At 72.0% G+C, this 20066-nt stretch carries 18 protein-coding genes; 10 read left to right on the plus strand and 8 right to left on the minus strand.

Going from position 1 to position 20066, the window contains the following annotated elements:
* Positions 1 to 68 precede the first annotated feature (68 nt).
* Positions 69 to 1112, minus strand: coding sequence for a 3-isopropylmalate dehydrogenase (locus ACFY0U_RS33515; RefSeq protein WP_266887658.1), 1044 nt, complete (start codon positions 1110 to 1112; stop codon positions 69 to 71).
* A gap of 143 nt (positions 1113 to 1255) precedes the next feature.
* On the opposite strand from ACFY0U_RS33515, the gene ACFY0U_RS33520 reads away from it, so the two are divergent.
* Positions 1256 to 2815: a purple acid phosphatase family protein gene (locus tag ACFY0U_RS33520; RefSeq protein ID WP_388642199.1), complete on the plus strand. Its 1560-nt coding sequence runs from the start codon at positions 1256 to 1258 to the stop codon at positions 2813 to 2815.
* A gap of 51 nt (positions 2816 to 2866) precedes the next feature.
* Here ACFY0U_RS33520 and ACFY0U_RS33525 read toward each other — a convergent pair whose 3' ends face one another.
* Both ACFY0U_RS33525 and ACFY0U_RS33530 read right to left on the minus strand, forming a co-directional pair.
* Positions 2867 to 2998 carry a hypothetical protein gene (locus ACFY0U_RS33525; protein WP_020121043.1) on the minus strand — a complete coding sequence of 44 codons (132 nt, stop codon included), beginning with the start codon at positions 2996 to 2998 and terminating at the stop codon, positions 2867 to 2869.
* 239 nt (positions 2999 to 3237) lie between these two features.
* Positions 3238 to 4134: a LysR family transcriptional regulator gene (locus tag ACFY0U_RS33530; RefSeq protein WP_388642200.1), complete on the minus strand. Its 897-nt coding sequence runs from the start codon at positions 4132 to 4134 to the stop codon at positions 3238 to 3240.
* 104 nt (positions 4135 to 4238) lie between these two features.
* Here ACFY0U_RS33530 and ACFY0U_RS33535 point away from each other — a divergent pair, with 104 nt between their 5' ends.
* A complete protein-coding gene (locus tag ACFY0U_RS33535; protein ID WP_388642202.1) occupies positions 4239 to 5231 on the plus strand; it encodes an NADP-dependent oxidoreductase in 993 nt (330 codons plus the stop codon).
* Positions 5232 to 5312: 81 nt separating this feature from the next.
* Positions 5313 to 6179 (plus strand): alpha/beta fold hydrolase, encoded by an 867-nt coding sequence (locus ACFY0U_RS33540; RefSeq protein WP_388642204.1) that lies wholly within the window; start codon positions 5313 to 5315, stop codon positions 6177 to 6179.
* On the opposite strand, the gene ACFY0U_RS33545 is transcribed toward ACFY0U_RS33540, so the two are convergent.
* The 3 genes from ACFY0U_RS33545 to ACFY0U_RS33555 all read right to left on the minus strand — a co-directional run bounded on the left by ACFY0U_RS33545 (position 6163) and on the right by ACFY0U_RS33555 (position 9721).
* Complete coding sequence (locus ACFY0U_RS33545) at positions 6163 to 7023, minus strand: alpha/beta fold hydrolase (RefSeq protein ID WP_388642206.1); 861 nt, start codon at positions 7021 to 7023, stop codon at positions 6163 to 6165. The two genes, ACFY0U_RS33540 and ACFY0U_RS33545, sit on opposite strands and share 17 nt — an antisense overlap.
* An 88-nt stretch (positions 7024 to 7111) precedes the next feature.
* On the minus strand, positions 7112 to 8743 hold the full coding sequence (pruA, locus tag ACFY0U_RS33550) for an L-glutamate gamma-semialdehyde dehydrogenase (protein ID WP_388642208.1): 1632 nt from the start codon (positions 8741 to 8743) through the stop codon (positions 7112 to 7114).
* A 51-nt stretch (positions 8744 to 8794) separates the two neighbouring features.
* A complete protein-coding gene (locus ACFY0U_RS33555) occupies positions 8795 to 9721 on the minus strand; it encodes a proline dehydrogenase family protein (protein ID WP_388642210.1) in 927 nt (308 codons plus the stop codon).
* Between the two features lie 127 nt (positions 9722 to 9848).
* On the opposite strand from ACFY0U_RS33555, the gene ACFY0U_RS33560 reads away from it, so the two are divergent.
* Positions 9849 to 11045 (plus strand): PucR family transcriptional regulator, encoded by a 1197-nt coding sequence (locus ACFY0U_RS33560; protein WP_388642212.1) that lies wholly within the window; start codon positions 9849 to 9851, stop codon positions 11043 to 11045.
* Between the two features lie 112 nt (positions 11046 to 11157).
* A complete protein-coding gene (locus tag ACFY0U_RS33565) occupies positions 11158 to 11799 on the plus strand; it encodes a LysE family translocator (protein WP_388642214.1) in 642 nt (213 codons plus the stop codon).
* A 112-nt stretch (positions 11800 to 11911) separates the two neighbouring features.
* Here the strand turns inward: ACFY0U_RS33565 and ACFY0U_RS33570 are convergent, their stop codons facing one another.
* Positions 11912 to 13321 carry a PLP-dependent aminotransferase family protein gene (locus ACFY0U_RS33570; protein WP_388642216.1) on the minus strand — a complete coding sequence of 470 codons (1410 nt, stop codon included), beginning with the start codon at positions 13319 to 13321 and terminating at the stop codon, positions 11912 to 11914.
* Between the two features lie 47 nt (positions 13322 to 13368).
* On the opposite strand from ACFY0U_RS33570, the gene ACFY0U_RS33575 reads away from it, so the two are divergent.
* From ACFY0U_RS33575 to ACFY0U_RS33595, 5 genes are all read left to right on the plus strand, one after another.
* Complete coding sequence (locus ACFY0U_RS33575) at positions 13369 to 14547, plus strand: MFS transporter (protein WP_388642217.1); 1179 nt, start codon at positions 13369 to 13371, stop codon at positions 14545 to 14547.
* Between the two features lie 66 nt (positions 14548 to 14613).
* Positions 14614 to 16095, plus strand: a complete 1482-nt coding sequence (locus tag ACFY0U_RS33580) for an ABC transporter substrate-binding protein (RefSeq protein ID WP_388642219.1) — start codon at positions 14614 to 14616, stop codon at positions 16093 to 16095.
* Positions 16092 to 17852 (plus strand): ABC transporter permease subunit, encoded by a 1761-nt coding sequence (locus ACFY0U_RS33585; RefSeq protein ID WP_388642220.1) that lies wholly within the window; start codon positions 16092 to 16094, stop codon positions 17850 to 17852. Before ACFY0U_RS33580 ends, ACFY0U_RS33585 begins: the two co-directional genes overlap by 4 nt.
* Positions 17842 to 18813: an ABC transporter ATP-binding protein gene (locus ACFY0U_RS33590; protein ID WP_388642221.1), complete on the plus strand. Its 972-nt coding sequence runs from the start codon at positions 17842 to 17844 to the stop codon at positions 18811 to 18813. Before ACFY0U_RS33585 ends, ACFY0U_RS33590 begins: the two co-directional genes overlap by 11 nt.
* The gene (locus tag ACFY0U_RS33595; RefSeq protein ID WP_388642223.1) at positions 18800 to 19474 is read left to right on the plus strand and encodes an ATP-binding cassette domain-containing protein; all 675 of its coding nucleotides are present in this window, start codon (positions 18800 to 18802) and stop codon (positions 19472 to 19474) included. The genes ACFY0U_RS33590 and ACFY0U_RS33595 overlap by 14 nt, the downstream gene beginning before the upstream one ends.
* Here the strand turns inward: ACFY0U_RS33595 and ACFY0U_RS33600 are convergent.
* Positions 19461 to 20045 carry a TetR/AcrR family transcriptional regulator gene (locus ACFY0U_RS33600; protein WP_388642225.1) on the minus strand — a complete coding sequence of 195 codons (585 nt, stop codon included), beginning with the start codon at positions 20043 to 20045 and terminating at the stop codon, positions 19461 to 19463. The two genes, ACFY0U_RS33595 and ACFY0U_RS33600, sit on opposite strands and share 14 nt — an antisense overlap.
* Between the last annotated feature and the right edge of the window lie 21 nt (positions 20046 to 20066).

A 20066-nucleotide genomic window follows, 5' to 3' on the forward strand; every position in this document is an offset into this window, starting at 1 on the left:
GGACATAAGGAAAGCCGCCGGGTGCGGATGCGACCCGGCGGCTTCGAGGTGTTTCTGGTGGCCGCGGGTCAGCCGGCTACTCGTACGGCCAGCGCGTCGCCGATCTCCGACGTGCTGCGCGCGGGCTTGCCGGTGCGCTCGGCGAGGTCGACGGAGACCGCCTCGTCGATCCGGGCGGCCTCGGCCTCGTAGCCGAGGTGACGCAGGAGCAGCGCGACGGACAGGACCGTGGCGGTGGGGTCGGCCTTGCCCTGGCCCGCGATGTCGGGGGCCGAGCCGTGGACGGGCTCGAACATCGACGGGAACTCGCCGGACGGGTTGATGTTGCCGCTCGCGGCGACGCCGATGCCGCCGGAGACGGCCGCGGCGAGGTCGGTGATGATGTCGCCGAAGAGGTTGTCGGTGACGATCACGTCGAACCGCGCCGGGTCGGTAACCAGGTAGATGGTCGCCGCGTCGACGTGGATGTAGTCGGTGGTGACCTCGGGGAACTCCTCGGCCACCTTGTTGAAGACGTTCGTCCACAGGTGGCCCGCGAAGGAGAGCACGTTGTTCTTGTGGACCAGCGTGAGCTTCTTGCGGGGGCGGGCCTGGGCACGGGCGAAGGCGTCGCGGACGACACGCTCGACACCGAAGGCCGTGTTCACGGAGACCTCGGTGGCGACCTCGTGCGGGGTGCCCTTGCGGATGGTGCCGCCATTGCCGGTGTACGGGCCCTCGGTGCCCTCGCGGACCACGACGAAGTCGATGGCGGGCTCGCCCTTGAGGGGGGTCTCGACACCCGGGAGCAGCTTCGAGGGCCGCAGGTTGACGTGGTGGTCGAAGAGGAAGCGGAGCTTCAGCAGGAAGCCGCGCTCCAGGACGCCGGAGGGGACGCTGGGGTCGCCGATGGCACCGAGGAGGATCGCGTCGTGCTGCTTGAGCGCGTCCACGTCGGCGTCGGTGAGGGTCTCACCGGTGGCGTGGTAGCGCTTGGCGCCGAAGTCGTACTCCTTGGTCTCCAGCTTCACATCCTGCGGAAGGACGGCGGAGAGGACCTTCAGGCCTTCGGCCACGACCTCCTGGCCGATGCCGTCACCCGGGATCACTGCGAGATTGATGCTGCGAGACATGTCGGCACCCTACTCCCGCGTCCCATGGGATGACACGGCATGTCCGCCATACGGACAGAAGCGCACACCTGGGCGTCAGCCCTTCGACTGGCGTTCACCCGTACGTATGGCGGCTGTTGGGGTCCGCTGGGAACTTCAGCAGCATGGACCTTCCCGACGTCGGCATCCCGCCGCAGCTCGCGCGCCGGATGAGCATGGCCGAGCAGTACGAGTACCTGCGCACGAAGCTGTCCCGGCGCCGCACCCTGGTGACGGCCGGCGCGGTGGCGGGCGGCCTGCTGACCGGCGGCTGCGCGGGAGACTCGCCCTCGCCCTCCCGTACGACCGCTTCCCCGTCCCCGGCGGCCAAGGTGCACGGCTCGGTCGTCGCCCCCTTCGGCCGCCACCTCGCCTTCGGCGCCGACCCGAAGACGCAGATGCGGATCTCCTGGCAGGTCCCGCTCGCGGTGAAGAAGCCGTTCGTCCGGATCGGCACCCGCCCCGACGACCTGAGCCGCACGATCGAGGCCGAGGTCCGCGACCTGCACACCCCGGGCGTCACGGGCATCCGTGCCGCGCTCGACCAGTACTACCTGCACGCCGCCCTCGACGGTCTGCGCCCCGGCACCACGTACTACTACGGCGTCGGCCACGACGGACTCGACCCGGCCGCCGCCGCACACCGCTCCACCATCGCCTCCTTCCGCACGGCCCCGGCGAGCCCGGAGACGTTCGTCTTCACGGCCTTCGGCGACCAGGGCGTCAGCAAGGCCGCGGCCGCCAACGACCACATACTGCTGCGCCAGAACCCCGCCTTCCATCTGCACGCGGGCGACATCTGCTACGCGAACGTCAACGGCCGGGGCGAGAAGACGGACGGCTACGACCCCTCGTACTGGGACCTGTTCCTCAAGCAGAACGAGGAGGTCACGCGGTCGGTGCCCTGGATGGTGACGACCGGCAACCACGACATGGAGGCCTGGTACTCCCCCGACGGCTACGGCGGCCAGCTCGCCCGCTGGTCCCTCCCGGACAGCGGCTTCGACCCGCGCTCGGCGCCGGGCGTGTACGCGTTCACCTACGGCAACGTCGGCTTCGTGGCGCTGGACGCCAACGACGTGTCGTACGAGATCCCCGCCAACCTCGGCTACACGGGCGGCAAGCAGACGGCCTGGCTGGACGAGAAGCTGGGGGAGCTCAGGGGATCGGTGGACTTCGTGGTCGTCTTCTTCCACCACTGCGCCTACTCGACCTCCTCGCACGCCTCCGACGGCGGGGTGCGCGAGGAGTGGCTGCCGCTGTTCGCGAAGCACCAGGTGGATCTGGTGATCAACGGGCACAACCACGTCTACGAGCGCACCGACGCCATCAAGGGCGACGCCGTCGGCAGGCGGGTGCCGATCGGGGCGTCGACCGACCCGACGCGGGACGGGACCGTGTACGTCACCGCGGGCGGTGGCGGCAAGGACCTGTACGGCTTCCCGGCGGGCGTGAAGGAGAGCTACGAGGGGCATGTGCGCGACCGCGAGTCCGTCGACACCTTCCAGTGGACGAAGTCACGGGCCGCGGACAAGGAGACCGTGGAGTGGTCGCGGGTGCGCTACCGGGGCTTCTCCTTCCTCCAGGTGGAGGCGGAGAGCGGTACGGCGCCGAGGCTCAAGGTGTCGGCGCTGGCGCAGAACGGCGACCGGATCGACCATTTCGAGGTGCGGCGCGGGGCATGAGCCCGCGCCGCACCCCGGCGGGTGCGGCTCCCGGGTACTGGGGGTGCGGCCTCAGTGGCCGGTCGAACCGCCGTTGTCACGGCGGTCGAGGGCGCGCTGGAGGGCGGCCGCGGCGTTCTTGCGGTCGGACTCGCTGGTGCGGGAGGTGTGACGGACTCGACGGCGGGCGGTCGTCTCGGCCATGAGAAATCGACTCCTTCTCGGGAGGGAGTTACGAGACTCCCCCACTGCCCAAAGGGCGTGGGAGGTGCCCCCAGAGGGGCGGGGAGTAATGGCCGCAGGGGTTGCCTGCACGGGGCCCGGCTCACGACCGTCATTCGCTTGATCGAGCGAGACGTTCGGCTTCTACAAAGCTAAGGGAGGGGGCTCTGTCTGTCTCCACAATTACTCGGACTTCCTACTATCTGAGACAGTGCAGTGGGTCACACAGCGCTGACCTGCGGTTTCGCATGGCTGCGCAGCTCGCGTACCAGGGCCCGCACAACGGCGGTGGCGGCGAGCTCGGGGGTGGTGACGTACCCGACCTGCCGGGTGGGCCGGTCCGGTCCGAGGTCGGTGATCTCCAGGCCGAGCGGGGCCCCGGCGAGGGAGAGCGCGGGCATGATCGCCATGCCGAGACCGCTGCCCACCATCGAGAGCACCGCCCCGTCGTCCTCGGCGCGGACGGTCGCCGTGGGGATCCAGTCCTGGGCCGCCCACCAGGTGCGGGTGTAGGAGGAGCAGTTCTCCCGCCAGTCGACGAGCGGCAGGGAGCGCGGGGTGGGGTGGCCGACCGGATGCACGAGCGCGTACGGCTCTTCCAGCAGCACGTCCCCGACCAGCTGCGGCGGGATCGGGGAACTGGTGCCGAAGGTGGCGATACCGAGGTCGGCCCGCCCCTCGGCAACCTCCCCGGCCGTGCCGGGCCCGATCTCCCGTACGACGGTGACGGTCGGCTCGACGGCGGGGTGCCGTGCGGTGAGGCGTTCGAGGACGGGCGGCAGGAGGTGGAGGGCTGCGCTGCGGAAGGCGGCGATGCGGAGGGGGCCGGCGACGTCCTCGGGCGCCACGGCCCGCGTCTCCCGTACGAGCACGTCCAGCATCCGCAGGACACGACGGCCGTGGGCGACGGCCCGCGCACCGGCCGCGGTCGGCCGGGCCCCGTGCCGTCCGCGCTCGAACAGCACGACGCCCAGCTTGCGTTCGATACCGCGCACCGCGTGCGAGACGGCGGACTGGCTCGTGCCGAGCCGACCGGCGGCGGCCGAGAAGCCGCCCTCCTCGGCGACCGCGACGAGGGTACGGAGTTCATGCGGCGCAAGATCGACGGTGCTGCTCATTGCGGGTCCCCCACCTGCGGCTATGAGCGAGAGCTCATGGATGCGTGCGTTCCATGAGCGCAACCCTCTGCTCCGGTCCGGCATTCCTCCGTACGGTCCCGTCCATGACCGACACAGCGATCACCGTGCACCAGACCGCCCGCCCGAACGGCTTCCCCACCCCCGACGACTTCGCCTTCGTGGAGTCCGCTCTGCCCGCCCCCGCCCCCGGCACGGCACTCGTCGAGAACCTCTACTGGTCGGTCGACCCCTACCACCGCGAAATGATGGACGGCGACTTCGAGTTGAACGCGCCGCTGGAGGGCCGCGCGCTGGGCCGGATCGTGGCCTCGCGCGACCCGGGGCTGCCCGAGGGCGAGATCGTCTTCCACCGGCAGGGCTGGCGCACCCACTCCCTGGTGACCCCGCGGGAGGTCAGACGCCTGCCGCGGTACGAAGGCGTCCCGCTGTCCGCGTACTTGAGCGTGCTGGGCGGCACGGGTCTGACGGCGTACGTCGGCCTCACCCGGATCGCGCGGCTGCGCGAGGGCGACGACGTGTTCGTCTCCGCGGCGGCGGGCGGGGTCGGCACGGCGACGGGCCGTTTCGCGCGGCTGCTGGGCGCGGGGCGGCTGGTGGGCAGCGCGGGCTCGGCGGCGAAGGTGCGCCACCTGACCGCGGAGGTCGGGTACGACGAGGCCTTCGACTACCGCACGGGACCGGTGTCCGACCTCCTCGCGAAGGCCGCTCCGGAGGGCATCGACGTGTTCGTCGACAACGTCGGTGGCGACCACCTGGCCGCGGCGATCGGCGCCCTGCGCGACCACGGCCGCGTGGTCCGCGTCGGCACGGTGAGCCAGTACAACACCCCGGACGCGCCGCCGGTCGTCTTCAACCACGCCGACGTGGTCGAGAAGAGCCTTCGCGTCGAGGGCTTCCTGGTGAGCAACTACCGGGACGTCCAAGAGGAGTTGTACGAGTTCGCCGTACCTCATCTGCTGAGCGGGGCGCTCGCGCCGGACGAGACGGTGGTGGAGGGCTTCGAGCGGATCGTGGAGGCGTTTCTGCTGATGCTGCGGGGTGGGAACACGGGGAAGATCCTGGTGATGGCCAACTAACCCTTCAGTCGCGCTTGACCAGTTAGGCGACTCATGCTGAACTTGCCTAACCTTCAAACACGCAATCAGAGGTTAGGCATCATGGCGACCGCCCACCGCACCACCACCGTCCGCGGCCTCGACATCCACTACCGCGAGGCCGGCCCCGCCGAAGCCCCCGTCCTCCTGCTTCTGCACGGCTTCCCGACCAGCTCGCACATGTTCCGCGACCTGATCCCCCTGCTCGCCGACCGCTACCGCCTCATCGCCCCCGACCACATCGGCTTCGGCCGCTCGTCGGCCCCGGACGCCGCCGGCTTCTCCTACACCTTCGCCGAACTGGCCGAGATCACCGCCGAGTTCACCGAGCAGCTGGGCCTGGAGGAGTACGCCCTCTACATCCAGGACTACGGCGCCCCGATCGGCCTGCGGCTCGCGCTCGCGCACCCCGAGCGCGTGACGGCGATCATCACGCAGAACGGCAACGCCTACGAGGAGGGACTGGGGACGGCGGCCTGGGCTCCCGTGCTCGCGCTCATCGCCGAGCGGACGCCCGAGACCGAGGCGCCGGTGCGCGAGATCTACTCGCTCGACGGCATCAAGTGGCAGTACCTGCACGGGGTTCCGGAGGACCTGCGGCATCTCGTCAGCCCGGACGCGTACGAGCACGACGCGGCCCTCATCGCCCGCCCCGGCCAGTCGGAGATCCAGCTCGACCTGATCTCCGACTACGGCTCCAACCTCGCCCTCTACCCCGCCTTCCACGACTACTTCCGCACCGGCCAGGTCCCCCTGCTGGCCGTGTGGGGCGCCCACGACGAGATCTTCGTCCCGGCCGGCGCCCTCGCCTACCAGCGCGACCTGCCGAAGGCCGAGATCCACCTCCTGCCCACGGGCCACTTCGCCCTGGAGACCCACGCGCCCCAGATCGCCGCGCTGATACGGGACTTCCTCAGCCGGACCCTGTGACGGGCCCCCTGACGGACCCTGCGAGCACCGCCCCCACCGCCTCCCGGAACCCCTCCGGATCCTCCACCCACGGCAGATGCCCGGCGCCGGGAAGCACCACCCGCCGCACCCGAGGCAGCGCCCGCTCCAGCGAGTCGACCGCCCAGCGCGGCCGGATATCCCGCTCACCGTCGACGATCAACACCGGCACGTCCAGGTCCTGGCAGGCGGCGTACAGCTCGGGGGTCCCCCAGCTCTCCTTCGTCTCCGCGCCCAGCGCCTTGTTGCACTCGAAGTCGATCTCGAACCAGGGGTCCGCCATCCGCCCGGCCTGCTCCAGCGCCCGCTCCCGGTCCCCGAAGTCGACCGACCACTGAAGCACCGCCCGCTCACGGTCCCCGTCCGTCAACTCCCGCCACCGGGCGTACCGTTCGGGCACCTCCCCCAGCCTCGCCCGAAAGTTCTCTTCGAAGGCCCCGTGCCAGGTGGAGACCGGGTCGATGCCCGTACCGCTCACGTACACCAGGCCCCCGACCCGCTCCGGGTGGGCCAGCGCGTAGCTCAGCGCCAGCTGGGCGCCCCAGGAGTGGCCGAGCAGCACGGGCCGGTCGAGCGCGAAGTGCCGCCGTACGACGTCCAGATCCGCGACGAACCGCTCGGTCGTCCACGGCCCCGCGCCCCGCTCCGAACGCCCGCACCCGCGCTGGTCCCAGCGCACGACGGTCGCCCGGTCCGTCAGCAGGGCGGCCACGTCCTCGAACATGTCCCACAGTCCGGGGCCGCCGTGACACAGCACCAGGGCCTCGCCGCCCTGCCCTTGCCGCGAGGCCCACAGCCGTACACCGTCGTCCGTCGTCACCGTCATGGCCATCAGTCTGCGCCATGCGGTCCGGCGTCCGGAAACGCCGAAGGGCCGGGCAACAGCCCGGCCCTTCAAGCCTTCTGACCTACCGTCAGCCCATGTGCGGGTACGCGTAGTCGGTCGGCGGGACCAGCGTCTCCTTGATGGCGCGGGTCAGGGTCCAGCGCATCAGGTTCTGCGGGGCGCCGGCCTTGTCGTTGGTGCCGGAGGCGCGGCCGCCGCCGAAGGGCTGCTGGCCGACGACGGCGCCGGTGGACTTGTCGTTGATGTAGAAGTTGCCGGCCGCGTAGCGCAGCTTGTCCATCGTGTACGCCGCCGCCGCGCGGTCGCCCGCGATGACCGAGCCGGTCAGGGCGTAGTCGGAGACCGACTCCATCTGGGCCAGCATCTCGTCGTACTTCTCGTCCTCGTAGACGTGCACGGCGAGGAACGGGCCGAAGTACTCGGTGGTGAAGACCTCGTTCTCCGGGTCGGAGCACTCGACGACGGTCGGGCGGACGAAGTAGCCGACCGAGTCGTCGTAGGAACCGCCCGCGACGATCGTGCAGGTGGGGTCGGACTTGGCGCGGTCGATGGCGGCCTTGTTCTTGGCGAAGGCGCGCTCGTCGATGACGGCGCCGATGAAGTTGGACAGGTCGGTGACATCACCCATGGTGAGGTAGTCGACCTCGGCCGCGAACTCCTCCTTGAAGCCGCTGTTCCAGATCGACGCCGGGATGTAGGCCCGGGAGGTCGCGCTGCACTTCTGGCCCTGGTACTCGAAGGCACCGCGGGTCAGCGCGGTCTTGAGGATCGCCTTGTCGGCGCTCGGGTGGGCGACGACGAAGTCCTTGCCGCCGGTCTCGCCGACCAGACGCGGGTAGGTGCGGTACTTCTCGATGTTGGCGCCGACCGTCTTCCACAGGTGCTGGAAGGTCTTGGTGGAGCCGGTGAAGTGGATGCCGGCGAGGTCCCGGTGCTCGAGGGCGACCTTGGAGACCTCGATGCCGTCGCCGGTGACGAGGTTGATGACGCCCTTGGGCAGCCCGGCCTCCTCCAGGAGCTGCATGAGCAGCACGGCGGCGTGGGTCTGCGTCGGGGAGGGCTTCCAGACGACGACGTTGCCCATGAGGGCGGGGGCCGTCGGGAGGTTGCCCGCGATCGCCGTGAAGTTGAAGGGCGTGATCGCGTAGACGAAGCCTTCCAGCGGGCGGTGGTCGAGGCGGTTCCAGACGCCCGGGGAGTTCGCCGGGGGCTGCTCGGCGAGCAGGTCGCGGGCGTACTTGACGTTGAAGCGCCAGAAGTCGACGAGCTCGCAGGGGGTGTCGATCTCGGCCTGCTGGGCGGTCTTCGACTGGCCGAGCATGGTGGAGGCGGCGAGCGTCTCGCGCCAGGGGCCGGCGAGGAGTTCGGCGGCGCGCAGGATGATGGCGGCGCGGTCGTCGAAGGACATCGCACGCCAGGCGGGCGCGGCGGCGAGGGCGGCGTCGATCGCGTCCTGCGCGTCCTGCTGGGTGGCGTTGCGGTACGTGCCCAGGACGGCCTTGTGGTTGTGCGGCTGCACGACCTGGAAGGCGTCGCCGCCGCCGAGCCGCTTCTCGCCGCCGATGGTCATCGGCAGGTCGATCGGGTTCTCGGCCAGCTCCTTCAGCTTGACCTCGAGACGGGCGCGCTCGGGCGAGCCGGGGGCGTAGCCGTGCACCGGCTCGTTGACGGGGGTGGGGACCTGGGTCACAGCGTCCATGAGATCCGTAACTCCTTGTTCTGAGCGGGTGTTGCGAGCGGGTGTGCGGGCTCAGCCCTTGCTGATCATGCTGCGGACGAAGAAGCGCAGGTTCGCCGGCTTCTCCGCGAGGCGGCGCATGAAGTAGCCGTACCAGTCGGTGCCGTAGGCGGTGTAGACGCGCATGCGGTGACCTTCGGCGGCGAGCCGCAGGTGCTCGTCGCTCCTGATCCCGTACAGCATCTGGAACTCGTACTCGTCGAGCTTGCGCCCGGCCCTGTGGGCCAGTTCCTGGGCGATGGAGATCAGGCGCGGGTCGTGGGACCCGATCATCGGGTACCCCTCGCCCTCCATCAGGACCTTGAGGATGCGGACGTACGCCTTGTCGATCTCGTGCTTCTGCTGGTACGCGACCTCGGCGGGCTCCTTGTAGGCGCCCTTCACGAGCCGCACCCGGCTGCCGCTGTCGGCGAGGCGGCGGGCGTCGGCCTCGGTGCGGAAGAGGTAGGCCTGGATGACACAGCCGGTCTGCGGGAAGTCCTTCCGCAGCTCCTCGTGGATGGCGAACATCGAGTCGAGGGTGGTGTGGTCCTCGGCGTCCAGCGTCACGGTCGTACCGATGGCGGCGGCGGCCTCGACGACGGGCCGGACGTTCGCGAGGGCCAGGTCATGGCCTCCTTCGAGCGCCTGTCCGAACATCGACAGCTTCACGGACATCTCGGCGCGGGTGCCGAGGTCCAGCTCCTTGAGCCGGTCGATGAGGAGGAGGTACGCGTCCCGGGCGGCTTCGGCCTGCTCGGGGGTGGTGATGTCCTCGCCGACGACGTCCATCGTCAGCTCCAGGCCCCGGTCCGTGAGCTCCCTGATGATCGGCACGATGTCGTCGACCGTCTCGCCGGGGATGAAGCGGTCGACGACCTGCTTGGTCACCGGCGCCGCCGAGATCAGGCGTCGCATCCGGTCGCTGCGCGACGCGGCAAGAATCACGGGACCCAGCACGGGGCACCTCCACAAACCAGCAGATAGAACCACCGTGAAACCTAAGGATCCCTCCGATCGTCGGCCATCGACAGCTGTCACGCATCCGTGCCGCAGATCTCAGACAGATGTATGAAGAGCCGGAGTTATGCGGGAGAATGCCCGAGTGACAGCCGATGCCGCGTCGTCCAGCCGAGCCGGTGACTACCAGGAGCTGGTCGACGAGATCTCCGAGCTCCTCGGGGTGCCCGCGACCCTGGAGAGCCGCGACTTCGAGCTGATCGCCTTCGGGGCCTACGACAGTGAGGGCGACCTCGATCCGTCGGCGCTGGACCCGGTGCGCGCCCGCTCGATCCTGACCCGCCGCTCGACGGCCGCGGTCCGGACCTGGTTCGAGGGCTTCGGCATCACGCGCGCGACCGGCCCCGTCCGTATCCCGCCGACCCCCGAGGCGGGGGTGTACCGCGGGCGGATCTGTCTTCCCGTACGCCATCGGGGTGTCGTCCTGGGATACGTCTGGCTGCTGGAGTCCGACCCGGGGCCCACCGAGGCCCAGCTGGCCGCCGCCATGGAGGTGACGGTCCGGATCGGCGCGCTGTTCGCGGACGAGGCGCAGCACGGGGCGGATCTCAGCAGGGAGCTGCGGGCGGTGCTGACCGCCGAGCGGGGCTGGCAGGGGGACATGGCGGTGGCGGCGCTGCGTACGGCGCTCGGCCCGCGCGGCGACGGGCCGCACGCGGTGGTGTGTGTCGCGCCGTGGCCGTCCGCCGACCCGGACGACGCGCCGTCCGCGCGGACGGTGCCGCACACGACGGCGCTGTGCACGGTCCCGTGGGGCACGACCGCGCAGAGCCTCGCGATCCTCGTGCGGCTGCGGTCTTCTGAGGTGCGGACGCCGGCGCTCGCGGCGGCGCAGCGGCTGCTGGGGGAAGGCGCCCGGGCGGCGGGCGTGAGCGAGCCCCGCACGGGTCTCGGTGACCTGGCGACGTCCTGGCAGGAGGCCTCGGCGGCGGCCCGCGCGGCCCTCGCGGAGCCGGCGCTCGGCCCGGTCGCGGAGTGGTCGCACATCGGCCCGTACCGGCTGCTGACCTCGCTCCCCGCGGAGACGGCCCACGACCCCGCCGTACGGCCCCTGCTCTCCCCCGCCCACCGCGAGCTCGCGCGCACCGCCGAGATCTACCTCGACTGTGCGGGCCAGGCGGGGCGCACGGCCGCGGAACTGGGTATCCACCGGCAGACCCTGTACTACCGGCTGTCCCGGGTGGAACAGTTGACGGGTCTGGACCTGGACGACGGTGAGGACCGGCTGCTGCTGCACATGGCGCTGAAGGGTGCGCGGCTCTAGCCCCCTTGACGGCTCTAGAGCCCCCTTGACGGCTCTAGCCCCCTTGACGCCCCTGCCCGAATCCGGGCAGAAAGAAGGGGAAATCGACAGCTTCCCTCTCTACAGTGCTGGCATGATCACTGCCTCCGCACTGGGCTCCTTCGCACTGATCGTGGGCCTGCTGACCCTCACGCCGGGCATCGACACCGCGCTGATACTCCGCACCGCCGTCACGGGGCGCCGCACGCGCGCGTGGGGTGTCGTCCTCGGCATCCAGACCGGCACCCTCGTCTGGGGCGTGCTCGGCGCGCTCGGTGTCACCGCCGTGCTGACCGCGTCCCACCTCGCCTACACGGTCCTGCGCTGGGCGGGTGCCGCGTATCTGGTCTGGATGGGTGCCCGCATGGTGTGGGCGACGCTGCGGCGGCGGGGCGGGGACGCCGGGCCGGTGGCGGAGGCGGACGGCGAGGGCGGTTTCTGGGGCGGCTGGCGCAGGGGCGCCCTGACGAACCTGCTCAACCCGAAGGTGGGCGCCTTCTACATGGCGGTCCTGCCGCAGTTCGTCCCCGAGGGCGATGCGCTGAGGCACCTGGCGGCCGGCACCCTGCTGGCGGGCGTGCACATCGCCCTCGGGGTCATCTGGTCCGGCGTCCTCATCCTCTTCGCCCGCACCCTCCGCGACACCCTCCGCCGCCCGTCGGCCCGCCGCGTCCTGGACCGCGTGACGGGCACGATCATCGCCGCCTTCGGAGTTCGCCTGGCTTTCGGGGAGTGACCTAGTGCCGCTGCTCGGGCGGGTGGGGGTCGAGAGGCGGGGCACCGGCCCACCCACGTCGCGCCGGACACCGCCCTCGCCATCCGACTCGGCATCCGCGAGGAGCGGTGACTCAGCGACCGTCGAAGAGGTCCGCCACCGCCGCCACCCCGTCCGCGATCGCACGCTCCATCACATTGCCGAATCCCAGGACGAGTTGAGGCGGATCCGCGGTCTCCGAGGTGCGGCACGTGCTCATGCCGTACAGGCCGACCCCTCGGGCGCGGGCCGCGTTGAGAAGCGTGTGTTCGTCGGTCGTCGCGGGGAGATGGGCCACCGCGTGGAATCCCGCCGCCAGTCCGGACAGCCGTACCGCCGGGGCGTGCGCGGCGAGGGCCTCGACCAGGGTGGTGCGGCGGGTGGCGTATGTGGTGCGCATGCGGCGCAGATGGCGGTCGTAGCGGCCGGACTCGATGAGGCGGGCGAGGGCGAGCTGGTCGAGGGTGGGTGAGCCGCGGTCGGTGACGCGTTTGAGGTCGGTGACCAGGCCGAGCAGGGCCGGTGGGCACAGCAGCCAGCCCAACCGCAGGGCGGGGGCCAGGGACTTGCTGACGGTGCCGATGGAGATCACCCGGTCCGCCGCCAACCCCTGGAGCGCACCGACCGGTTCGCGGTCGTAGCGGAACTCGGCGTCGTAGTCGTCCTCGATGACGTACCCGTCCCGGCGCACGGCCCAGTCGATCAGCGCATGGCGGCGCTCGGGCGCCAGCACGACCCCCGTCGGCCACTGGTGGGCCGGAGTGACGATCACGGCCCGGGCGCCGGTGGCCGCCAACTCCCGTACATCCAACCCAGCTTCGTCGACCGGGACCGGTACCGCCGTCAGTCCCGCCGCCTCGGCCGCCGCCCGCGCCGTGGCCGGCCCGCCCGGGTCCTCGTACGCCACGACCCGCGCACCCCTGCGCGCGAGGGCGCCCAGGGTGAGGCTCAGCCCCTGCGCGTAGCCCGAGCAGACGACGGTCCGGGCCGGGTCGGCGGCGGCGCCGCGCACCCGGCGCAGATATCCGGCGACGACCTCGCGCAGTGCTGAACTCCCGCGCGGATCGCCGTAGTCGAGGTCGGCGGTGGGCATGCGCCGGGCCGCTTCCCTGGTGGCCCAGAGCCAGTCGGCGAGCGGGAAGGAGGTCAGGTCGGGCACGCCGTGGCGGAAGTCGGCGATCAGCCGGGGGCGGGGGTCGGGCGGGGACGCCGGGGCGGGGGCCGCCGGCTGGGCGCAGGCCGCCACGCGGGTGGCCGAGCCGACGCGGGTCACGAGGTAGCCCTCGGCCTGGAGTTGGGCGTAGCAGTCCTGGACGAGTCCTCGGGACAGACCGAGCTCGCGGGCGAGTTCCCGGGAGGACGGGAGGCGTTCGCCGGCCTGGAGCCGTCCGGTGCGGATCGCGTCCCGCAGTTGCCCCTCGACCTGCGCGGACAGCCGCTGCTCGCTGTCCCGGTCAACGGTCAGGAGCAGCTCGGGCGACAGACCGGCCCACTGCACTGGCATGGAATTGGAGCTTAGCGGAGGGCCGGTGCGAACCTATCGTCGACGGCATGACGACTTCGGCCAACCGCCCCGCGCGGACGACCAGTTCACGTCCGCCCCTGCTGACCCGGCCCCTGCTGCTCCGCTTCGTGAGCCTGTTCGGCGCGAGCGTCTGCTTCTTCCTGCTGCTGTCGGTCGTACCCGCCTATGCCGCCGAGTCGGGCGGCGGAGGTGCGGCGGGCGTCGCCACCGGCGCCCTGATGCTCACCACGGTCCTCGGTGAACTGGTCACGCCCCGCCTGGTCGCCCGCCTGGGATACCGGGTGGTCCTGATCGCCGGTCTGTTCCTGCTGGGCGCCCCCGCCCTGGCGCTGACCGCCTCCCGGGACCTTTGGTGGATCGTGGCCGTGTGTCTGGTCCGCGGCCTCGGGTTCGGGCTCGTCATCGTCGCGGGCGGCGCCCTGACCGCCTCACTGATCCCGCCCGAGCGCCGGGGCGAGGGCCTGGCCGTCGTGGGGGTGGTGTCCGGGGTGCCGTCGCTGGTCTCGCTGCCGCTCGGGCTGTGGCTGGTGGAGCACGTGGGCTACGGGACCGTCGCGGCGGTCGCGGGCGGGGCGGCGCTCGCCTCGATCGTCACGGTGTTCGGGCTGCCGGACCGGGACGCGGGCGCCGAACGGCCGGTCGGTGTGGTCCGCGGGCTGCGCACCGGCGCGCTGCTGCGCCCCGTCCTCGTGTTCGCCGCCACCACCGCCGCCGCCGGAATCCTGATCACCTTCCTGCCGTTGGCCGCCGGATCGGCCTCCTCGGGGGTGGTCGCGGCGGCCCTGTTCGCGCAGCCCGCGGCCGCGACCGTCACCCGCTGGCTGGCGGGCCGGCACGGCGACCGGCACGGCAGCGCCCGGCTCATCCTGCCCGGCCTGCTCCTGTCGGCGGCGGGCCTGCTGGCCACCGCCGCGACCGGCAGCCCGGTCGCCGTCGTCGCGGGATCGGCGCTGTTCGGGGCCGCCTTCGGCATGGTCCAGAACGCCACCCTGACCCTGATGTACGCCCGGGTCTCCGCCGCTTCGTACGGCACGGTCAGCGCGCTGTGGAATCTCGCCTACGACGCCGGCATGGGCGTCGGCGCGGCGGGCTTCGGCGTCCTGGCCGGGCTGACCGGCTATCCGTGGGCGTTCGCCGCGACGGCCGCGCTGATGCTGATCGCGCTGGTCCCGGCGCTCAGCGATCTACGTCACACAGATTACTGAAAACGATTATCATCATGCTAGCGTCGGCGCATCCACTCTTGACCACCCCTTTACCCGGAGGGTTCCGTGCGCCTGCCCGCTCGCCACCTGTTCTCGGCCGCCGTGGCGTCCACCCTGCTCACCGGCTGTTTCTCAGGGGCCGCCACCGAAGGCGAGGGAGACGGCCAGCGGGTGCGCGTCGCGATGATGCTGCCGCCGCGCTCGGGCCTCTCCCCGCTCTCCGACGACGCGTTCAAGCTGTCCCGCTGGTCGACGGCGGAGACCCTCGTGAAGCTCGACGCCGACGGGGACGCCGAGCCCGCGCTCGCCACCGAGTGGCAGCAGTCCGGCCGGACCTGGACGTTCGCGATACGCGACGGGGTCACCTTCCACGACGGCACGAAGCTCGACGCCGAGGCCGTCGTCCGCTCGCTCACCGCCGCCGCCGGCGCCTCCCCCAAGCCCCGCATCCTCGACGGCGTCGAACTGACCGCGAAGGCCGAGGACTCCGACACCGTCACCGTCACCACCGCCGACGAGGACCCCCTCGTCCCGCAGCGGCTCAGCTCCCCCCAGCTGTCGATCCTCGCCGCGAAGGCGTACTCCGGCAAGACGGTGAACCCCGTCGGCGCCGGCACCGGCCCCTTCGAGCTCACCAAGGTCGACGGCACCTCCTCCGCCACCCTCGACCGCTACGACGCCTACTGGGGCGGCAAGGCCAAGTCCCCCGGTATCGACGTGAAGTTCGTGCCCGACGGCACCGCCCGGGCCGCCGCCCTCCGCAGCGGCGAGGCCGACATCGTCGAGGCGGTCCCCGTCTCCCAGGCCGCGCTCCTGGACGAGGACCTGATCACCGAGGTCCCGATGCCGCGCACCAACACCCTCTACCTCAACACCGAGAAGGGCGTCTTCAAGGACGCCGCCCTGCGCGCCGCCGCCCGCGAGGCGATCGACGCCGAGTCGATCGTGAAGGGCGTGTACGAGGGGCGGGCGGATGTCGCCGAGGGGCTGCTCGGCCCCGCGCTGCCGTGGGCCGCCGAGCTGCGGTCGGACGTGAAGCGCCCCGCGGCCGCCGATCCGAACGGCCGGACCGTCACCATCGGCACCTTCACCGACCGCGCCGAACTCCCCGAGGTCGCCGCCACCCTGCAACAGCAGCTCCAGAAGGCCGGGTTCAAGGTCAAGCTCGACGTCCGCGAATACGCCAACATCGAATCCGACGCCCTCGCCGGTGAGTTCGACGCCTTCATCCTCTCCCGGGCGACCGTCCTCGACTCCGGTGACCCGGCCGCCTACCTCTACAGCGACTTCGCCTCCGACGGCTCCTTCAACATCTCCCAGCTCGCCGACGCCCAGGTCGACGCCGCCCTGAAGAAGGCCGGCGGGACCGAGACCGGTGAGGCCCGCCGCAAGGCCGTCATCGCCGCCGAGGCCGCCGTGCTCGGCACCGACGCTGCCGTCCCGATGCTGCACGAGCGCGTGATCCAGGGCGACGCAAGCGGGGTCGTGGACGCCGCGCACGACCCGCGCGAGCGCGAGCTGGTCACGGCCGACACGTACGTCAAGTGAGCCGTGTTTCGCGGTGGTTGCCCACCGCGGCCGGGGTGACCCGGGTCCTGTGCCTGCTCGGGGTCGTGACCGCCGTCGGTCTGCTGCCCTGGCTCTCCGGCAGGGACCCGGCGCTCACCGTCCTGCGCGCCCGTTCCGCCGAGCAGGAGCCGACGAAGGAGGCCCTGGACGCCGTACGACAGGATCTCGGCCTCGACGCGGGTCCCCTTTCCCTGCTGGGGAGTTGGGCGTCCGATCTGCTGCACGGGGACCTCGGGACGTCGTGGGTGTCGGGTACCGACGTGCTGCCGTCCGTCGTGTCCGGGCTCCAGGTGTCGCTGGCGCTGATGGGCGCGGCCTTCGGCGTCGCGGTGCTGCTCGCGGGGGCGCTGGTCGCGCCCGTGCTGGTACGGGGGCGCGGGTCGGCCGGTGCCTTGGCCGCGATGCTGGCCGCCGTGCCCGAATTCCTGCTGGCCACCGTGGGGTTGCTGGTCTGCGGGGTGTGGCTGGGGTGGCTGCCGACCTCGGGCTGGCAGGGGCCCGCGTACATGGTCCTGCCCGCCGTCGCCCTCGGCGTTCCCGGGGGCGGGCTGCTCGGGCGGCTCGTCGCGGACGCGCTGCCCGCCGTGCTCGACGAGCGGTGGGTGGAGCTGTGGCGCGGGGCCGGGGTGAGCCGGGCGCGGGTCTCCGCAGCCGCCCTCCGACGCGTACTGCCACCGCTCGTCCCGCAGTTCGGGATGGCCGCCGTCGGGCTCACCGGGGGCGCGGTCGCCGTGGAGACGGTGTTCGCGGTGCCGGGGATCGGCCGGACGGCGCTGGGAGCCGCCAAGTCGCAGGATCTGCCGCTGCTCCAAGGGGCCGTGCTCGCCCTGCTGTTGCTCGGTCTGGCGGTGGGCGCGCTGTCGGCGCTCGCTCGGCGTCGGCTGCTGGGGCCCGCCCTGCGGGACGCCTCGCTCACGCTGCCGCCGGCTCGGCCGGTGCGTACCCGTCCGGCGGTCCCGGCGGCCCTGTTCGCCGTCCTCGCCGTAGCGATCGGCTGGGGGCTGCTGCGCGACCCGTACGCGATCGACACGACGAACCGCCTGGCCTCCCCCACCTGGTCGTACCCGCTCGGCACCGACGGTCTCGGCCGTGACGTCCTGGCCCGGCTCGGACACGGCGCCGCCGCCACGGTCGGCACGGCCGCCGCCGTCTGTCTGCTGAGCCTGGTCATCGGACTGGCGCTGGGCTTCCTGCCCGGTGTCGCCGCGGGCGCGGCCGACATCGCCAACGCCCTGCCTCCGGTGATCGTCGGCATCCTGGTCGCCGCGGCCGCCGGACCCGGCACCGGTGGCGCGGCCCTCGCGGTCGCCCTGATCTCCTGGCCACCGCTGGCCGCGCACGCGGCGGCGCTGGTGCAGGAGGTACGGGCGTCCTCCTTCCTCCTGGCCCAACGCGCCATCGGCGCACCCCCGCTGTGGATCCTGACCCGGCACGTCCTCCCCTCGGTCGCCGCACCCGTAGCCCGCCACGCCCTGCTGCGCCTGCCCGGCATCGCCCTCGCCCTGGCCTCCCTGGGCTTCCTCGGCCTGGGCGCCCAGCCCCCCGCCCCGGAGTGGGGCCTGCTCCTCGACGAGTCCCGCGCCTACGTCGAACGCGCCCCCTGGGCCGCCCTCGCCCCGGCAGTGGCCCTGGCCCTGCTGGCGGGGCTCGCGGTGTCGGGGGCGTCGTACACACAAGGACGGCGAGCCCCCCGTACGGCTTCCGCCCAGAAGAAGGAGGCCCCCGTTGGAGCCTGAAGCACTGCTGTCGGTGCGCGATCTGCGGATCGCCTTCCACGGGGTGGAGGCCGTCCGCGGCGTCTCCTTCGATGTCCGTCCCGGCGAAGTCCTCGCCATCGTCGGTGAGTCGGGTGCGGGCAAGTCCCTCACGGCGCGGGCGCTGCTGGGGATGCTGCCGCCGGACGCCGTCGTGAGCGGGGCGATACGGCCGGACCTCTCCGCTCATCGGGGTCGCCGTATCTCCATCGTGCCGCAGGACGCCTTGTCCGCGCTGTCCCCCGTGCACCCGGTCGGCGACCAACTCGCCGCTGCCGTACGGTCGGTGAGCGGTCTCGGTCGCAAGGAGGCCCGGGCTCGGGCGGTCGCCGCGCTGGACCGTGTCGGCATCCCGGACGCCGAACGCAAGGCGCGCGCGTACCCGCACGAGTACTCCGGCGGCATGCGGCAGCGCGCGGTCATCGCGATGGCCACGATCAACGAACCGGACGTCGTGGTCGCCGACGAGCCCACCACCGCGCTCGACGAGGACCACCGCGACCAGGTGCTCCGGGTGCTCGGCGAGCGCCGGGAGGCCGTCGGTGCGGCGCTCGTGCTGGTCACGCACGACATGGACGTCGTACGGGAGCACGCCGACCGTGTGCTGGTCATGTACGCCGGCCGCCTCACCGAACTGGGCTCGGCGGACGAGGTGTTGAGCCGCCCGCGGGCCCCCTACACCGCCGGTCTGCTGGCCTCGCTCCCGCAGTACGCCCCACCCGGCCGCCGCCTCCCCTCCCTGCGCGGCACCCCGCCCGCGCCGGGCGCCCTCCCGCCGGGCTGCGCCTTCGCCCCGCGCTGCCCGCTCGCGGAGGACGCCTGCCACCGCCGGGAACCCGAGCCGCAGGAGGCGGAGGGACGGCTCGTCGCCTGTCACCGGTGGGCCGAAGTACCGCACCCCGCCGTCGAGTTGTTCCGGGAGCAGCCGTATGTCTCTTCTTGACGTCCGCGACCTCGTCGTCCGCTACGGGACGGCGACCGCGGTGGACGGCGTGAGCCTCGCCCTGGCACCCGGTGAGACCCTCGCCCTCAACGGCCCCTCCGGCTGCGGAAAGTCCTCCACCGCACTGGCGGTGCTTCAGCTGCGCCGCCCGTACTCCGGCGAAGTCCTCTTCGAGGGGCGGGAGTTGACGACCCTGACGGAACGCGAACTCCGCCCCCTGCGCCCCCGCATGCAGCCCGTCTTCCAGGACCCGTACGGCTCCCTCAGCCCCCGCCACCGCATCCGGGACGCGGTCGCGGAACCCCTGAAGGTCCAGGGCCGCTGGAGCTCCACGGACGGCCCCGCCCGCGTGGCCGAACTTCTGGACAGGGTCGGCCTGGACCCGTCGTACGGAGACCGCTTCCCGCACGAGCTCTCCGGCGGCCAGTGCCAACGCGCGGGCATCGCCCGGGCGTTGGCCTCCGAGCCGCGCCTTCTGGTGCTGGACGAGCCGGTGTCGGCGCTGGACCCGTCGGTGCGGGCCGGGGTGCTGAACCTGCTGGCCGACCTCCAGGACGAGCTGGACCTCGGCTATCTGTTCATCTGCCACGACCGGGCGGTCGTACGGCGTTTCGCGGACCGCGCCCTGGAGATGCGGGACGGGCGGATCAGCTCTTCGTGACCCCGGCGATGACCTGGCTCAGGCCCTCGGTGAGCGCGTCGGCGTCGGGCGCGTTCTTGGGGTCGAAGATCCACTGGGTGATGAGACCTGTCATCAGGGTCGTGTAGAACTTGCCGAGGGTGTCCAGGGTCTCGTCCTGGACGTCCTCCTCCCGCATCCCCATGAACAGCGCGACGAGGGCGCGTTCGGCATCCCGCTGCTGCTGCGCCAGGTGATCGCGCACCGCGGGCAGCTGGTCGCCCATGGCCACGATCTCCACGCTGAGGCGCCACATCGAACCGGGCCCCCGCATGGTGCCGATGATGTTCGACCACACCTCCCGGAACCGCTCGATCGAACCGGGCTCCGCCACGATCCCGGCGGCCTCCTCGCCGTCGAAGGCCTCGGAGAGATCACCGACCAGCGACAGATACGCCTCCGCCAGCAGCGCGTCCTTCGAGCCGTAGTGATAGCCGATCGAGGCCAGGTTGGTCCCCGACTCCTTGACGATGTCACGCGCCGTCGTGCGCACGAAGCCCTTGGCCAGCAGGCAGCGCTTGGCGCCTTCGAGCAGGTCCTCACGGTGTCCCATGGCCTCACCCTACCCCGATCC

The organism is Streptomyces sp. NPDC001536 (assembly GCF_042894505.1).
Taxonomy (GTDB): domain Bacteria; phylum Actinomycetota; class Actinomycetes; order Streptomycetales; family Streptomycetaceae; genus Streptomyces.

Coding starts and splice junctions, on each gene's coding strand:
- ACFY0U_RS33515 (WP_266887658.1), bottom strand. CDS start 1,112: ATGTCTCGCAGCATCAATCTCGCAGTGATCCCGGGTGACGGCATCGGC.
- ACFY0U_RS33520 (WP_388642199.1), top strand. CDS start 1,256: ATGGACCTTCCCGACGTCGGCATCCCGCCGCAGCTCGCGCGCCGGATG.
- ACFY0U_RS33525 (WP_020121043.1), bottom strand. CDS start 2,998: ATGGCCGAGACGACCGCCCGCCGTCGAGTCCGTCACACCTCCCGCACC.
- ACFY0U_RS33530 (WP_388642200.1), bottom strand. CDS start 4,134: ATGAGCAGCACCGTCGATCTTGCGCCGCATGAACTCCGTACCCTCGTC.
- ACFY0U_RS33535 (WP_388642202.1), top strand. CDS start 4,239: ATGACCGACACAGCGATCACCGTGCACCAGACCGCCCGCCCGAACGGC.
- ACFY0U_RS33540 (WP_388642204.1), top strand. CDS start 5,313: ATGGCGACCGCCCACCGCACCACCACCGTCCGCGGCCTCGACATCCAC.
- ACFY0U_RS33545 (WP_388642206.1), bottom strand. CDS start 7,023: ATGACGGTGACGACGGACGACGGTGTACGGCTGTGGGCCTCGCGGCAA.
- pruA (WP_388642208.1), bottom strand. CDS start 8,743: ATGGACGCTGTGACCCAGGTCCCCACCCCCGTCAACGAGCCGGTGCAC.
- ACFY0U_RS33560 (WP_388642212.1), top strand. CDS start 9,849: ATGCGGGAGAATGCCCGAGTGACAGCCGATGCCGCGTCGTCCAGCCGA.
- ACFY0U_RS33565 (WP_388642214.1), top strand. CDS start 11,158: ATGATCACTGCCTCCGCACTGGGCTCCTTCGCACTGATCGTGGGCCTG.
- ACFY0U_RS33570 (WP_388642216.1), bottom strand. CDS start 13,321: ATGCCAGTGCAGTGGGCCGGTCTGTCGCCCGAGCTGCTCCTGACCGTT.
- ACFY0U_RS33575 (WP_388642217.1), top strand. CDS start 13,369: ATGACGACTTCGGCCAACCGCCCCGCGCGGACGACCAGTTCACGTCCG.
- ACFY0U_RS33595 (WP_388642223.1), top strand. CDS start 18,800: ATGTCTCTTCTTGACGTCCGCGACCTCGTCGTCCGCTACGGGACGGCG.
- ACFY0U_RS33600 (WP_388642225.1), bottom strand. CDS start 20,045: ATGGGACACCGTGAGGACCTGCTCGAAGGCGCCAAGCGCTGCCTGCTG.